Consider the following 15,061-nt stretch of genomic DNA (forward strand, 5'->3'; position numbering starts at 1 on the left):
CTGGTCAGGACGGGCCCCGGCGTGTTCCATGGGTGGATGACGACCGTACGACGTGCCGTACTGACGCTGCCCGCGGCCCCGTTGGGCCCGGACAGCCCCCTGCCCGCCCTGCGGACCCATCACGGGACCCACGCGGTCGACGAACAGACCCTCGCGGAACTCCCGCGCGACATGGCCCGGGGAATCGGACGCGCACCCCTGCGCAGCCTGCTCCCCGCCCCCGTGCGAGACGGATACGGGCGCGAACGCACCCCCACCGACCTCGACGCGATCGTGATCGAGAACGACCGGCTCCGGGCCACCGTGCTCCCGGGCCTCGGCGGCCGCGTCCACTCCCTGCACCACAAGGCCACGGGACGCGAACTCCTCTACCGCAACCCGGTGTTCCAGCCGGCGGCCTTCGCCCTCAACGGCGCCTGGTTCTCCGGCGGCATCGAGTGGAACATCGGCGCCACCGGCCACACCACCCTCTCCTGCTCACCCCTGCACGCGGCGGTCGTCCGCGCGCCCGACGGCGGTGACATGCTCCGGCTGTGGGAGTGGGAGCGCCTGCGGGACCTGCCCTTCCAGGTCGACCTCTGGCTCCCGGAGGGCTCCGACTTCCTCCATGTCGGCGTCCGCGTCCGCAACCCCCACGAGCGGCCCGCCCCCGTCTACTGGTGGTCCAACACCGCCGTACCGGAGGACCGTCGCGTCATCGCGCCCGCCGACGCGGCCTGGCACCACGGCTACGACCGCGGGCTGCGCCGCCTGCCCTTCCCCGTCGCCGAGGACGGTGACGGCACCGACCGCTCGTACCCGCTGAACGGCGACCACGCCGCCGACTGGTTCTACGACCTGCCCGACGGCCGGCGCCGCTGGATCGCCGCCCTCGACGCCGACGGCGCCGGCCTCGTCCAGACCTCCACCGACCCGCTGCGCGGCCGCAAGCTCTTCCTGTGGGGCCGGGAGCGCGGCGGCCGGCGCTGGCAGGAGTGGCTCACCGAGCCCGGCACCCCCGGCTACGCCGAGATCCAGGCCGGCCTCGCCCGCACCCAGCTGGAGCACCTGGAGCTCCCCGCCGGCGGGGAGTTCAGCTGGCTGGAGGCGTACGGACCGCTCGCCGCCGATCCCGCCGCGGCGCTCGGCGACGACTGGGACGCGGCCCGGGCGGCCGTCGAGAGCAGCCTCGCAGGAGCGCTGCCGCGTGCCGGGGTCGACGCGGCGTACACGGCCTGGCGCGAGCAGGCGGCCGAGTCCGAACCCGAAACCGTCCTCGCCGTCGGCTCCGGCTGGGGAGCCCTCGAAGTCCTGCGCGGACACTACGAGTTGCCCGGCACCCCTTTCCCCGAGTCGACGCTCGGACCCGAGCAGGAACCCTGGCGCGAACTGCTCGACACCGGAGTCCTGCCGGCCCCCGAGAAGGGAGCCGTGCCCGGCGCGCCGCTGGTCTCGGCGCCCTGGCGGGACATGCTGGAGACCGCCCCGGCCGACCCCTCCACCGAGTACCACCTCGGCATCGCCCAGTGGCACGCCGGAGACCGTGCCCAGGCGGTACGGAGCTGGGAACGCGGACTGGGCGAGGCTGCCGCACGCTGGCCGTTGCTCTACTGCCTGGCCGTCGCCGACCGCGAGGACGGACACCCGGCGCGCGCCGCCGAACGGTTCGCCGAGGCCTTCACCGACCACGCCGACCGGGCCGTCGAGGACGAGGCGGTGGCCGCCGCCCTCGGCCGCGAGACGGTCACCGCGCTGCTCGCCGCCGGACGTACCGGCCGGGCGCGCGAGGTGTGGGCGCTGCTGCCGGAAGAGGCCCGGGGGAGGGGCGCCTTCCGACTCCTGGAGGCGCGGCTGCTCCTCGCGGAGGGCAGGACGGACGAGGCCCGCGCCGTCTTCGACGCGGGCTTCGAGGTCGCGGACCTGCGCGAGGGCGCCGAGATCCTCGGCGAGGTCTGGGCGCGGCTCACCGACGAACCACTCCCGTACGCCTACGAGTTCAGGATGCGGCCGAGCTGACCTTCGTAGTTCTCGTGGCGGGGTCCGGCAGGCCCCCGCCGGTGATGTCGGTGGTGGCGGTGGTGGCGGTGAAGGGACGGGGGTCCGGAAGTGGCAGCCTGGGCGACGGCCGAGTGCCGGTGCGGACATCCGCGCTTCCGCCATGCAGAGCCGCGGTTCTCGGGCAGCTGCGGCGCCTGCCTCTGTGAAGCGTTCGTCCTGCCACCACCGGAGCCGGGCTTCCTGGCCCCGAGCCGGCGCGGCCCGAGCCGGACCGCACGCCGCATCCGAGCTGTCCGCTCCAGGACCCGGACTGCCTCGGGTTCCATGACTCCCTGTACTGACCTGCCGTAAAGGGCCCGCGGCGGTCAGGACACCCGGCACACGATCTCGCCGTGCGGGACCATGAACCAGGCGTCCTCCTGCTCGCCCCACTCCCGCCAGGCCTCCGCGATCGCCGTCAGCTCGGCGTCGGTCGCGTGGCCGCCCTTCACGGCCAGCTCGGCGTAGACGGAGGCGGTCGTCCGGTCCGCCCACAGGCCGCTCCACCAGGCGCGCTCCTCGGGGCCGGCGTAGCACCAGGTGCCCGCGGTCGTCGCGATGTCGGTGAAGCCCGCCTCCCGCGCCCAGGAGAACAGGCGCCGCCCGGCGTCCGGTTCGCCGCCGTTCGCCCGTGCAACCCGGTGGTACAGGTCCAACCACCCGTCCAATGCTGGGCGTTCGGGGAACCAGGCGAAGGCTCCGTAGTCGCTGTCGCGGGCCGCGACGACTCCGCCGGGCCTGCACACCCGCCGCATCTCGCGCAGGGCCTGGACGGGGTCGCCGACGTGCTGCAGCACCTGGTGGGCGTGGACGACGTCGAAGGAGTCGTCGGGGAAGTCCAGGGCGTGGACGTCCGCCACGGCGAACTCGACGTTCTCCAGGCCGCGTTCGGTGGCGACCACGCGGGCCTTGTCCAGGACGTCCTCCGCGGCGTCGACGGCGGTCACCCGGCCGGGCGCCACCAGCGCGGCCAGATCGGCCGTGATCGTGCCCGGGCCGCAGCCCACGTCCAGGACGTCCAGCCCCGCCCGCAGCTCCGGCAGCAGGTAGGCGGCGGAGTTGGCGGCGGTCCGCCAACTGTGCGAACGCAGGACGGACTCGTGGTGCCCGTGGGTGTAGACGGCGGTCTCGTGGGCCGCGGACGGGGCGGAGGCATGCGTCATGGAAGCGACTCCCTCGGTGTGGGTGCGTTCCTTCACCGTACGCACTCACGCCGCATTGTGAGACCCGCGTCTTGGGATATGGACAGCGGTTCAGTCGAACAGCTCCCGCCGGTAACGGAGTTCCTCCAGTTCCCTGCCGCCCGTGACGTCGTGTACGGCCCTGCCGTCCGGCCGCCAGCCCGCCGCCTCGTAGAAGCGGCGACCCCGTGTGTTGTCGGTGAACACCCACAGCACGGCGGTCCGGAAACCGGCCGTCACGAGCACCTCGGTGGACGCGGCGAGCAGCGACCGCCCGACGCCCGTGCCCCACACCTCCGGCAGGGCGTACAGCGCCGCCAGTTCGGCGGTGGTGGTGGGATCGAGCGCGTCGGTCCCGTCGGTCCCGTCGGTCCCGTCGGTCCCGTCGGTCCCGTCGGTCCCGTCGGGACCGTGGGATGCGTGGGAGGAGCCGGACTCCTCGGACTCCTCGGGCTCCTCGCCCGGCCAGGCCCTGAGACAGGAGAAGGCCACCACCCGCCCGTCGGCTTCCGTCGCCAGGAGCACCGTGGGCCGGTCGGGCGCCGTCAGACGGTCGCGCCACACGGCGGCCCGCTCCTCAGGGTCCAGGGAGTCCAGGTACGGCCCCGGGAGCAGGTCGCGGTAGGCGGCCTGCCAGGAGCGGACGTGTACGCCGGCGAGTGCCGCCGCGTCCTCGGGAGTCGCCTCGCGTATCGATGTCGTCGTACCGCTCGATGTCGTCATGCCGCATTCTCGGTCGCGGAGGCCGTGTGCCGCGCCGTGTTTACGGCACCCCGGCCCGACCTGACGGATCCGTGTGTGACAGCACCATGAACGGACCGTTCCGCCCCCCTCCCCGCCTCTAGGATCGGCCCGCCGCCGCCTGGTGGCGCACCCGCCCACGTGCCGAGGAGTCCCGTGCCGTCGTACCCGCCCGCGCCCGACCGCCGCTCCCTGCTGAAGCTGCTCGCGGCGGCCCCCGCGGCGTCCGCCCTCGGCGGGCTCGCCGCCACCGCGCCCGCGCACGCGGTGCCCGCGCAGACGGCACGCGCGTCCGGCGCCGTAGCGTCCGGCGCTGTAGCGTCCGGCATCGTGAAGTCTCTCCCTTCCGAGTGGTTCACCGTCCGGGGCACCAATGCCGAGGCGCGGTTCGACTCCTTCGCGGACACCGGTCTCCTCACCCCCGCCGACCGCTTCTTCGTCCGCAACCACACCTCCACCCCCGTCCTCGACGCCTCCGACTGGCGCCTCACGCTCTGGGGCGACGGACTCCACGGCCGCAGCCCCGTCCACTTCACCTACGGACAGCTGCGCGACCTGCCCTCCGTCACCCGAACGGCCCTGATCGAGTGCGCCGGAAACGGCCGCAGTCTCTACACGAGCCAGCAGGGCGAGCCCGTCACGGGCACCTCCTGGACCCTCGGCGCCGTCGGAGCGGCCCGCTGGCGCGGTGTCCGCCTCTCCGACGTGCTGCGACGCGCCGGGATCGCCCACGACGCCGTCGCCCTCCAGCCGCGCGGCCTCGACGACCCGTACGTCTCCGGCGGCGTCGACTACGGCCGGGTCCGCCGCCCGCTGCCGGTCGCCAAGGCCTTCGACGACGTCATCCTCGCGTACGAGATGAACGGCGAACCGCTGCCGTACGACCACGGCCACCCGGTCCGGCTCGTCGTGCCCTCCTGGGTCGGCATCGCCTCGATCAAGTGGCTCGGCGACATCGAGGTCTCCGCCCGCCCGCTGACCTCGCCCTGGTCCACGGACTGGTACCGCCTCTTCGGCCCCGCACACCCGTCCGGCGGCAGCGACCCCATCACCGTCCAGACGATCAAGTCCGCGTACGAACTCCCCTTCGGCGCCACCCTGGAGGCCGACCGCGTCCACCGGCTCACCGGGCGCGCCTGGTCCGCCCACGCGCCCGTCCGCTCGGTGGAGGTCTCCACCGACGGCGGGACCCACTGGCGGCGGGCCCGGCTCCTCGACACCCCGAGGCGGGACGGCTGGGTCCGCTGGACCGTGCCGTGGCGCCCCCACCGCACCGGGCCGGTCACCCTGCTGTCCCGTACGACCGACGCCGCCGGCAACACCCAGCCCGAGCGGGCCGTCCACAACACCCAGGGCTATCTCTTCGGTGCGGTCGTACGCCACCCGGTCACCGTCGCCTGAGCCGGCCGGCGGCACGGCGCCCGCCCCGACACCCCGCCGGCCCGCGGAAGGGCACCCGAAGCGCCTCCTGGAGCGGCGAAACCGCCCGGATCTTCGTATAAAGGGCTCGGGGTGCCGTTCCCGGTGCCCCCGTGCGCTCAGGAGGTACGGGACATGCACCACACGGCTCCGGAAGGCCGAGGGCCGGTGCGCTACGGCCCTCCCGCGCCCGACGCGGGCCTGCCCGTCCTCCCCGGGCTCGCCGCCCTCCTCGCCGCCGCGGCCGGACGCACCGCCCCCGAACCGCCCGGCGGCGGCCCCGTCCTGCGGGAGGCGGCGGCCGGCTACTGGTGGCGCCGCGGACTGCGGACGCACGCCGAGGACGTCGTCGCGGCCCCCGGTGCCCCCGCCCTCCTGCTCGCCCTGATCGCCGCGCACGGCGGCGACCTCCTGCTGCCCCGCCCCTGCCCCGCCTGGTGGGCCCCGCAGGCCCGGCTCCTCGGCCGCCCCGCCTACCACGTACCGACCCCCGCCGAATGCGGCGGCGTCCCCGACCCGTACGCCCTCCTGGAGACCGTCCGGCGGGTCCGGGCCGAGGGCGGCGACCCCCGGGTCCTCCTGCTCTCCGTCGCCGACGACCCCACCGCCACCGTCGCCCCGCCCGAGATCGTCCGCGAGGCCTGCGAGGCCGCCGTCGCCGAAGGCCTCCACGTCATCAGCGACGAGACCTGGCGCGACACCCTCCACCACCCGCACGACACCGTGCTCCTCAGCCCCGCCGAGATGTGCCCGGACGACGTCACCGTCCTCAGCGACCTCGGCGGCGCCCCCCTCACCCCGGCCGCCTGGCCCTGTGCCATCGCCCGCTTCCCGCCCACCGACCCGTCCCGCGCCGACCGCTGGACCGACCGCAGGGCCCGCGCCCTCGACGTCCTCACCGCCCTCGGCGCCGTCGTCCCCGGCCCTGTCGCACCCGCCGCCGCGCACGCCCTCGACGAACCCGAGGATGTGACCGTAATGGCCCGGCGGGCCGCCACCGTCCACGGCCGGCTCGCCGCCGCCGCGCACCGCACCGCCCTGGCCGCCGGGGCCCTCTCCCGGCCGCCGCAGGCGGGACGCCATCTCTACGTGGACCTCGGCAGGTTGAGGTCGGGACTCGCCGCCCGAGGTGTCACCGACTCCATGGAGCTGGAGAGCCACCTGACCGCACGACTCGGCGCCCCCGTCCCCGGCGGACACCGCTTCGGGGACGAACTCGGCGCCCTGCGCGTCCGGTTCGGCACCGGGATGTTCCTCGGCGGCACCGAGGAGGAGCGCGCCGAGACCCTCGGGTCCCCCAATCCCGAGGAACTGCCGCACGTGGCACGCGCGTTGACGGACTTCGGAGGAGCCCTGGAGGAACTCCGGTGACCCGCCCCACGCTCCGGCTTTGCCCTGCGTCCCGGCTCAGCCCCGCACGCCCTGCCCCTCCCGCACACGCCACTCGCCCCGCACGCCTCACTCGTCCCACCCGCCCCACCCCTCCCGTACGAGCCGCGCAGGACGGAGCCCGCAGATGACCGAACGGACGGCACACCCCGCCCACGCCGCCCAGGGCCCGTACCCCGCCGATCCCTCCGCGGCCACCGCCCCCACGCCGTCCCCGACGCAGCCCCCCGTACAGCCCCCCACTCCGGCCCTCGCCCCGGCGCCCGTCACGACACCCGCTCCGGCCCCCACTCCCGTGCTCCAGCCGGTCGGCAGGCTGCGTGCGGACTGGCCGCGGACCTTCGTCGACCGGCTCACCGCGCCCCTCCCCGGCGTACGGGCGATGGCGCGGCTCGCCCGCGAGGGCGCCGTGCGCCCCCGCCCCGAAGGCCTCCGCGACACCCCCCTGCTCCCCTTCGAGCCGGGGCCGCTGCCACCCGCCGGGCCCGACACCCTGGCCGTCACCTGGGCGGGGCACGCCAGTTGGATCCTGCGCGTCGGAGGACTCACCGTCCTGACCGACCCCGTCTGGTCCCGCCGGATCTTCGGCACGCCGGCCCGGCTCACCCCGGTCGGCGTCCGCTGGGAGGATCTGCCGCCGGTCGACGCCGTCGTCATCAGCCACAACCACTTCGACCACCTCGACGCCCCCACCCTCAGGCGACTGCCCCGGCACACACCGGTGTTCGTCCCGGCCGGACTCGGACGCTGGTTCGCCCGCAGGGGGTTCGGCCGCGTGACCGAACTCGACTGGTGGGAGGCGGCCCAACTCGACGGCGTACGCTTCGACTTCGTCCCGGCCCACCACTGGTCCAAACGCACCCTCCTGGACACCTGCCGCTCGCTGTGGGGAGGCTGGGTGCTCACCGACCCGTCGGGGCGCCGGGTCCACTTCGCGGGGGACACCGGGTACGGCCACTGGTTCGCCGAGATCGGCCGCCGCTTCCCCGGCATCGACCTGTCCCTGCTCCCGATCGGGGCCTACGACCCCCGCTGGTGGCTCAGCGACGTCCACACGGACCCGGAGGAGGCGGTCCGCGCCCACCAGGACCTGGGCGCCCGGCGGATGGCCCCCATGCACTGGGCCACCTTCGTCCTCTCCTCCGAACCCGTCCTGGAACCCCTCACCCGCGTCAGGGCCGCCTGGGAGAAGGCGGGACTGCCCCGCGAGGACCTGTGGGACCTTCCGATCGGCGCCTCACGGGTGCTCGCTCCCTGAGTGCCCCGCCACCCGCCCGGAAGACCCCCGCACCCGCCGCCACAGCGCCGGCAGCACGCTGATCAGCACCGTCAGCCCCACCGCCGCCACGACCCCCTGCCACGGCTCCGGGAAGAGCGAACCGCCCAGGATGCCGATCAGCTGGTACGTCGCCGCCCACGCGAGGCACGCCGCCATGTCACCCCGGGCGAAGCGCCGCAGCGGCATCTCCGAGAGCAGACACGCCAGCATCACCGGGATCCGCCCCGCCGGCACCAGTCGGGACAGCACGAGCACCGACACCTGATGGGTGTCGAGCCGCGCCTGCGCCTGCGCGAGCCGCTCAGGCGTCACCCGGCCCCGCAGCGTGGCCAGCCACCGCGAGCCGTTGCGGGAACGGACCCCGCGCTGCCCGAGCCAGTACAGCGCCACGTCCCCCAGGAACGCGGCGATCGCCGCCACGAGGAAGACGAAGAACAGCGCCAGCGGCGAGCTCTGATGGAAGGCGACGACCGCCGCCGAACTCACGATGGCACCCGTCGGGACGATCGGCACCAGCGCGCCCAGCGTCACGAGCAGGAACAGCGACGGGTAGCCGACCGCCTGCTGCGTCGACTCGGGCGGCAGCTCGCGTATCGCCCCGGCGACCCGGACGAGATCGTCCATCACCTGGCGACCTCCGGCCGCACCCGCTCGCCGTGGGCGAGCAGGTGCACCGCCACCTTCGGCGCGAGCCGGGCGGCGTGGCGGACGAACTCGTCCCCCGGCGCGTGGAACTCGTGCGGCCGGACCCCGTCGAGCCCGATCGGCCAGTACGTGCCGAAGTGCACCGGTACCGCGGCCGCAGGCGAGAGCGCGGCGAGCGCCTCGGCCGCCCGGCCCGCGTCGAGGTGCCCGTGCCCGAGGTACGGACCCCAGCCGCCCACCGGCAGCAGCGCCACGTCCACCGGACCCACCGCCTCCGCCATCCCGTCGAAGAGCCCGGTGTCCCCGGCGAAGTACGTCCGCGCCTCGCCTTCGACGACATACCCGAGGGCGGGGGAGCGATGCGGCCCGACCGGCAGCCGCCGTCCGTCGTGGAGCGCCGGAACGGCCCGTACCGTCACGCCCTCGACCGTCACGGTGTCGCCCGGCTCCACCTCGGTCACCCGCAGCCCGTTCCCGTCGAGCCTGCGCAGCCCCGGTACGGCGGCGGGCGCCCCGCGCGGCACGACGATCAGGGTCCCGGGCGCGAGCCGGGCCAGCGAGGGCAGGTGCAGATGATCGGCGTGCAGGTGCGAGACGAGCACGGCCTCGGCGCGGGTGGCCTCGGGCGGCGGCGGGGCGCCGCGCCGCCGCCGCAGGTGCGCGAGCCGCCGCGCGAACAGCGGGTCGGTGAGGAAGCGGACCCCGGAGTCCTCGACCGTGCAGGTCGCGTGACCCCACCAGGTGACCTCCACCGGCATGCCGCCTTCCGTTCTCCGTCAACCGTCAACCGTCAACCGTCAACCGGTCCACCGTCTCGGGGGCTCCGGCCGGCCGCGCCCCGATGTCCGCGACCGTTCCGTACCTCCGTAACGAGGGTAAATGTCCGGAGCGTGCTCCGGAGGATGTTCGGCCGTGCAGATCCCCAGTAGGGTCGGTCCATGGACGACGTTCGGGTGGCGGCGATCGCCAGCCTCACCCCGCTCGAAGAGCTGGACAGCGACCCCTTCCTGGTGGACACGCGCGGCCAGCACGAGCTGTGCGCCCGCTGGGCCGTCGACAAGGGGTACGTGCTCGCCCGCCAACTCCTCTTCTACGGCATCCGTCCCGACCACGCGGCGCTGTGGCAGGACGTGGAGGCGGGCGAGGTCGACCTCTTCGTCGCCGCCAACGAGCGGGTCCTCGCCCGCGCGTTGACCTCGGTGTCCGGCTTCCGCGCCGAGTGCGAGCGCCGCGGGGTGCGGGTCGAGACCGTCGGCCTCGACGAACCGGCGTACGACACGGCGGCCAAGGCCGGAGTCCACCGGCGGCTCTCCATGCCCACCGCCGGGTACGACGGTTCCTGACCTGACACCTGACACCTGACCTGACATCGCACCGTACGACCTGACACACATCAGCGCCGTTGCGACCTGACACACCCGGGCCGTTCAGCGTCACCCGTTTTCCGCCTTGACCGTGGGCGTTGTGCCACGCTTGAGGCAGGAAACGGGCGAAAGGTGAATCGGGCGTGGGAGACGGGCGATGGGGCGGCGCCGGGCGGTGGCGTACCGCGGGCAGCGCGGTGGTGCGGATGATCGTGGTCTGGGCGGTGTCCACCCTCACCATGCTCGCCCTCGCCGGAGCGCTCCCCGACTTCGAGCTCCAGTCCGCTGACGGCGACAGCATGACCAGGACGGCCGTCACCGCCGCCACCGCCGCGGGCGTCTTCGGTCTGCTCGGCGCGCTCGTGTGGCCGGTGATCGTCCGCGCCCTCCTCCTCGTCCCGGCGCTCGTCCTCGGTCTGCTCGTCTTCTTCCTCAACGGCTCGCTGCTGCTCGTCGCGCTCTGGCTGATCCCCGACGGGCGCGGCGCCGCCGACCCCGAGACCGCCGTCGTGGTCGCCGCCGTCATGTCCGCCGTCGCCTCCGCGACCGCCACGGCCCTCGCCGTCCGCGACGACGACGCCTACCGTCGCCGCCTCTACCGGCTCACCGGCCGCACCCGCCCCCGCGACCCCGAGGACTCGCCGGGGGCCGCCCCCGGCACCGTCTTCCTCCAGCTCGACGGCGTCGGCCACCACGTCCTGCGCACCGCCGTGGCCGACGGGCTCATGCCGACCGTCGCCGGCTGGCTCGACTCCGGCCACCGGCTCACCCCCTGGCGGACCGACTGGTCCAGCCAGACCGGCGCCAGCCAGCTCGGCATCCTGCACGGCACCAACGAGGACGTGCCCGCCTTCCGCTGGTACGAGAAGGACACCGGGCGGCTCATGGTGTCGAACCGCCCAGCGAGCGCCGTCGAGCTCCAGCGGCGGGCCGTGCGCCGCACCGGGGACGGCGGGCTGCTCACCCTCGACGGAGCCTCCCGCGGCAACCTCTTCAGCGGCGGCGCCGACCAGCTCGCCCTGGTCCTGTCGATGGCCGCGCGGCGTGGCAGTCGCAACCGCTCCCGGGCGGGCTACTTCGCGTACTTCTCCGATCCCGCCAACGCCGTCCGCACCGCCGGCTCGCTCGTCACCGAGTGCGTCCGCGAGGTGTGCCAGTCGACCCGGGCGCTGCTGCGCCGTGAGACCCCGAGGGTCTCGCGCGGCGGCACGTACCCCTTCGTCCGCGCCTTCGCGACGGTCGTCGAGCGGGACGTGGTGGTCTCCGCGGTGATGGGGGACATGCTGGCCGGGCGGACCGCGGTCTACGCCGACCTCGTCGCGTACGACGAGGTGGCCCACCACTCCGGGCCGCACGGCCGGGACACGGACCAGGTGCTGCGCCGCCTCGACCGCGCGGTCGCGCTGATCGAGACCGTCGCCGAGCACGCGCCGCGCCCGTACCGGATCGTGCTCCTCTCCGACCACGGGCAGAGCCCGGGAGAGACCTTCGAGTCGGCGTACGGCCTCTCGCTCAAGGAGCTCGTACGGGCCGGGTGCGGGCTGCCCGTGCCGCGCCGAGTCCGCCGCACCCGCAGTGGTTCCGAGGCGCGCGACGCCGCCAGGGACGCGCTGCGCAGCGCCCTGCACCGGCCGCTGGACGAGAACGGCGAGACGGCGCGCGAACTGCCCGTCAAGCCCTCCGAGCCGCTGGTCCTCGCCTCGGGCAACCTCGGCCTGATCTCCTTCCCCGACGTCCCGCACCGGATGACCCGCGAGGAGATCGACCGGCGCCACCCGGCGCTCCTGCGGACCCTCGCCCACCACCCGGGCGTCGGCTTCGTGCTCGTGGCGAGCGCCGAGCACGGCTCGCTCGTCCTGGCCCGCGACGGCGTGGAGGTGCCGGTCGCCGAGCTCACCGACGAGGGTCCGCTGGCCGTCTTCGGCCGGGGCGCGGCGGACGCCGTGCGCCGCACGGACGGCTTCCCGCACGTCGCGGACGTCATGATCAACTCGATGTACGACCCGGCGACCGGCACCGTGCACGCCTTCGAGGAGCAGATCGGCTCGCACGGCGGTCTCGGCGGCGAGCAGTCGCACCCCTTCCTGCTCTCGCCACCGGAGCTGTCGCCGCCCGTCGGCGAGGGGGAGGAGCTGGTCGGCGCGGAGCGGATCCACCGGGTGCTGCGCCGCTGGCTGCGCGAGTCCTCGGGCCCGCAGGTGCCGCTGGGGATCTCCCCGCCCACGAGCCGATCGGAACAGCACCTTCCGGTCGACGGCGGCGTCGTACAGGACAAGAACCACTGACACCGTCGGCGCGCCGGAGGCCGGGAGCCGGAAGGACGAGCCCGCGCCGTGACCGCCGGTGCGGTGAATCCGGGGCCCGGGCGTAGGCCGCCCGGGCGGATCTCGCGCCCGGAGCGCCGCGCGCGGACCCGGGCGGGGCAGTACGGATCTCCGTGAGCCCCGTGCCCGAGCCGACCGCGACGCCCGCCAACCCGGCGGGCCGCCGGACGCGCCCCGCGCCGGGCGGACCCCGATGGCTCGCGCTCCTCCTGATCCTCGCCGCGCTCCTCGGCGCCGGCGCGGCAGGAGCCCTCGCAGGCGGAGTCGAGCTCCGCGCCGCGACCGCCGCCCCCGCCTCCGACCAGGGCGGCGAGACCTTCGACCCGGCGGCCGCGGAGGCCGGGCTCCCCGGCCGGGCCAGGCGCCGCCGCACGCGCCTCCGGCCCGCCCCGGCGCGCCGCCGCCCCCGTACCGCCCGGCGGCGCTCCCGTACCGCCGCCCCCGCTCCCGTACCCACCCCGCGTGGCGACGCGCCCCGGCGCGTGGTGATGCGCTGCTGAGAGGCCCGCACCTCCCGGCAGCCCCCTACATCACCCCCCCGCGAGGAGTTCCGCCATGCCCGTCGACCCGTACGCCGTCCTCCAGGCCCTGCTGCGCGCCGAGGCCTCCCGCGCCCAGCGCGCCGACCACCGCTCCACCGAACCCGCCGAACCGGCACCCACCCCGGCGACCGAGCCGCCCACCCCCCGGGAGGACCGCGCCCGCTGAGCACCGGCGGAAGCGGACCGAGACGCCTCGGACCGGGCCGGACGCGGACCGGGCCGGACGCGGGCCGCGGCGGATATTCGATTTGCGGGCGGGTGTACGGGCGTACGAGGCTGATCCGATGACCTCGACCGACCGGAACACCAGCCCCGATCGGTCCGCCGGACCCGCGTCCGGCCCGGGCCCCGACACCGCGAAGACCACCGACGCCGCCGCCCGAACGACCACCGAATCGGACATCCGAGCCGACGCACGTGCCGCCCCCCGCCCCGCCGCCCGCCTCCTCGCCTTCGCGCGGCGCCCCTACTGGGACCGCCCCGACCCCGCGTACCGCATACGCCGCTGGCCCGACCTCACCGCGCTCCTCTTAGCCACCGTCTTCTTCTGGTCCAGCCTCACCCCCTCCCTCGTGCCCCGGCCCTGGTATCTCCAGGGGATCGTCGGCGGCATCACCGCCGCCATCGGCTACGCCCTCGGCTCCACCCTCGCCTGGCTCTTCCGCGCCCTCGTGCGCCGCCGACCGTCCGAGAAGGCACGCACCCGCTGCTGGCAGGCGTACTGGCTGCTCAGCCCGGTCCTCGCCGTCTGGCTCATCTCCGAGAGCGCCCGGATGCAGCGTCAGCTCCGGGTCCTCCAAGGCCTCCCGCCCACCCTCACCTGGCACACGCCGATGATCGCGCTGATCGCCCTCGGCCTCCTCCTCACGGCCCTCCTCGTCGCCCGCTCCGTCCGGCTCGGAGCGGTCACCCTCATCCGGCTCCTCGGCAAGCTCCTGCCGCGCCCCGTCGCCTTCGCCGTCGGCGCGACCCTCTCCGCCCTCGTCGTCCTCGTCGGCGTCCGCGACGTCGTCTTCGACCGGGGCGTCGTCGACCTCGCCGACCGCATCGCCGAGGCCACCAACGACGGCACCAAGGACGGCATCCGACGCCCCGCCTCCCGACACGTCACCGGCGGCCCCGGCTCCCTCGTCCCGTGGCAGGACCTCGGCTACCAGGGCCGCAACTTCACCGGCTCCACACCCACCCGCTCCGCCCTCACGGCCTGGACCGGCCGGCCCGCCCGCGAACCGGTCCGCGTGTACGTGCCCTCCGCGCTGCCCGCCGCCTTCACCGACGACCGGCCGTTCGCCGCCCAGGCGCGCCTCGCCGTCCGCGAACTCGAACGGACCGGCGCCTTCGACCGCGCCGTCCTCGCCGTCGCCGGGACGACCGGCACCGGCTGGATCGACCCGAACGTCGCCGAGGCGCTGGAGTACATGTACGGCGGCGACACCGCGATCGTCGCCGTCCAGTACTCGTACCTCCCGAGCTGGGTCTCCTTCCTCGTCGACAAGGAGAAGGCCGGGCAGGCCACCCGGGCCCTCCTCGACGCCGTCCGTGCCCGCCTCGACACCCTCCCCGCCGACCGGCGGCCGAAGCTCGTCGTCACGGGCGAGAGCCTCGGCGCCTACGCCGTCGAGGCCTCCTTCGGCACCGCCGACGCGCTCCTCGCCGGTACCGACGGCGCCCTCCTGATGGGCCCGCCCCACTTCTCGCCGATCTCCCGGGAGATCCGCCGCGACCGCGACCCGGGCAGTCCGGTCTGGCGTCCCGAGTACCGCGGCGGCGCCCACATCCGCTTCGCGCAGTTCCCCCGTACCGACCTCGAACGCCCCGCCGCCGACTGGGAACGGCCGCGCGCGGTCTACCTGCAGAACGCCTCCGACCCCGTCGTCTGGTGGTCGCCCGAACTGCTCCTCGACCGCCCCGAATGGCTCGACGAACCGCTCGGCCCCGACGTGACCCCCGAGATCGGCTGGTTCCCCTTCGTCGCCTTCTGGCAGACCTCCGTCGACATGACCGTCTCCTACGGCGTCGACGCCCCGCACGGCCACCGGTACGGGGCCGGCGCCGTCGACGGCTGGGCGGCGGTCCTGCCGCCACCCGACTGGACCGCCGCCGACACGACCCGCCTGCGCGCCTTCATCCGCCACCGCAAGGCCGCGTACTGACCCACTCG

Annotated in this window: 13 protein-coding genes; 9 read left to right on the forward strand and 4 right to left on the reverse strand. The window is 75.1% G+C overall.

Translation table 11 applies throughout. The annotated features are described in order from the left end of the window. Positions 1 to 36 precede the first annotated feature (36 nt). On the forward strand, positions 37 to 1,995 hold the full coding sequence (locus tag SGA01_RS29490; protein WP_141300146.1) for a DUF5107 domain-containing protein: 1,959 nt from the start codon (positions 37 to 39) through the stop codon (positions 1,993 to 1,995). 347 nt (positions 1,996 to 2,342) lie between these two features. Here SGA01_RS29490 and SGA01_RS29500 read toward each other — a convergent pair whose 3' ends face one another. Then, entirely contained in the window at positions 2,343 to 3,179 is an 837-nt protein-coding gene (locus tag SGA01_RS29500; RefSeq protein WP_141300148.1) for a methyltransferase domain-containing protein, read from the reverse strand. A gap of 90 nt (positions 3,180 to 3,269) precedes the next feature. Beyond that, positions 3,270 to 3,920 carry a GNAT family N-acetyltransferase gene (locus tag SGA01_RS29505; RefSeq protein WP_141300150.1) on the reverse strand — a complete coding sequence of 217 codons (651 nt, stop codon included), beginning with the start codon at positions 3,918 to 3,920 and terminating at the stop codon, positions 3,270 to 3,272. Positions 3,921 to 4,094: 174 nt separating this feature from the next. On the opposite strand from SGA01_RS29505, the gene SGA01_RS29510 reads away from it, so the two are divergent. The 3 genes from SGA01_RS29510 to SGA01_RS29520 all read left to right on the forward strand — a co-directional run bounded on the left by SGA01_RS29510 (position 4,095) and on the right by SGA01_RS29520 (position 8,004). Beyond that, complete coding sequence (locus tag SGA01_RS29510; protein ID WP_141300152.1) at positions 4,095 to 5,339, forward strand: sulfite oxidase; 1,245 nt, start codon at positions 4,095 to 4,097, stop codon at positions 5,337 to 5,339. A gap of 153 nt (positions 5,340 to 5,492) precedes the next feature. Then, positions 5,493 to 6,728, forward strand: a complete 1,236-nt coding sequence (locus tag SGA01_RS29515) for an aminotransferase class I/II-fold pyridoxal phosphate-dependent enzyme (protein WP_141300154.1) — start codon at positions 5,493 to 5,495, stop codon at positions 6,726 to 6,728. A 145-nt stretch (positions 6,729 to 6,873) separates the two neighbouring features. Then, positions 6,874 to 8,004: an MBL fold metallo-hydrolase gene (locus SGA01_RS29520; RefSeq protein WP_141300156.1), complete on the forward strand. Its 1,131-nt coding sequence runs from the start codon at positions 6,874 to 6,876 to the stop codon at positions 8,002 to 8,004. On the opposite strand, the gene SGA01_RS29525 is transcribed toward SGA01_RS29520, so the two are convergent. Beyond that, positions 7,984 to 8,649 (reverse strand): DedA family protein, encoded by a 666-nt coding sequence (locus tag SGA01_RS29525; protein WP_141300158.1) that lies wholly within the window; start codon positions 8,647 to 8,649, stop codon positions 7,984 to 7,986. The two genes, SGA01_RS29520 and SGA01_RS29525, sit on opposite strands and share 21 nt — an antisense overlap. Further along, positions 8,649 to 9,428 (reverse strand): MBL fold metallo-hydrolase, encoded by a 780-nt coding sequence (locus SGA01_RS29530; protein ID WP_141300160.1) that lies wholly within the window; start codon positions 9,426 to 9,428, stop codon positions 8,649 to 8,651. The genes SGA01_RS29525 and SGA01_RS29530 overlap by 1 nt, the downstream gene beginning before the upstream one ends. Positions 9,429 to 9,608: 180 nt before the next feature. Between SGA01_RS29530 and SGA01_RS29535 the strand changes: the two genes are divergently transcribed. From SGA01_RS29535 to SGA01_RS29550, 5 genes are all read left to right on the forward strand, one after another. Further along, positions 9,609 to 10,013 carry a recombinase family protein gene (locus tag SGA01_RS29535; RefSeq protein ID WP_055640546.1) on the forward strand — a complete coding sequence of 135 codons (405 nt, stop codon included), beginning with the start codon at positions 9,609 to 9,611 and terminating at the stop codon, positions 10,011 to 10,013. A 227-nt stretch (positions 10,014 to 10,240) separates the two neighbouring features. Beyond that, positions 10,241 to 12,319, forward strand: coding sequence for a phage holin family protein (locus SGA01_RS29540; RefSeq protein WP_141300222.1), 2,079 nt, complete (start codon positions 10,241 to 10,243; stop codon positions 12,317 to 12,319). Positions 12,320 to 12,480: 161 nt separating this feature from the next. Beyond that, positions 12,481 to 12,858, forward strand: coding sequence for a hypothetical protein (locus SGA01_RS29545; protein WP_229917845.1), 378 nt, complete (start codon positions 12,481 to 12,483; stop codon positions 12,856 to 12,858). Positions 12,859 to 12,913: 55 nt separating this feature from the next. Next, entirely contained in the window at positions 12,914 to 13,066 is a 153-nt protein-coding gene (locus SGA01_RS41240) for a hypothetical protein (RefSeq protein WP_167534217.1), read from the forward strand. Positions 13,067 to 13,184: 118 nt separating this feature from the next. After that, the gene (locus SGA01_RS29550; protein ID WP_141300164.1) at positions 13,185 to 15,053 is read left to right on the forward strand and encodes an alpha/beta hydrolase; all 1,869 of its coding nucleotides are present in this window, start codon (positions 13,185 to 13,187) and stop codon (positions 15,051 to 15,053) included. The last annotated feature ends 8 nt before the right edge of the window (positions 15,054 to 15,061 follow it).

This window comes from Streptomyces gardneri (genome assembly GCF_006539185.1).
Taxonomy (GTDB): Bacteria; Actinomycetota; Actinomycetes; order Streptomycetales; family Streptomycetaceae; genus Streptomyces; species Streptomyces gardneri.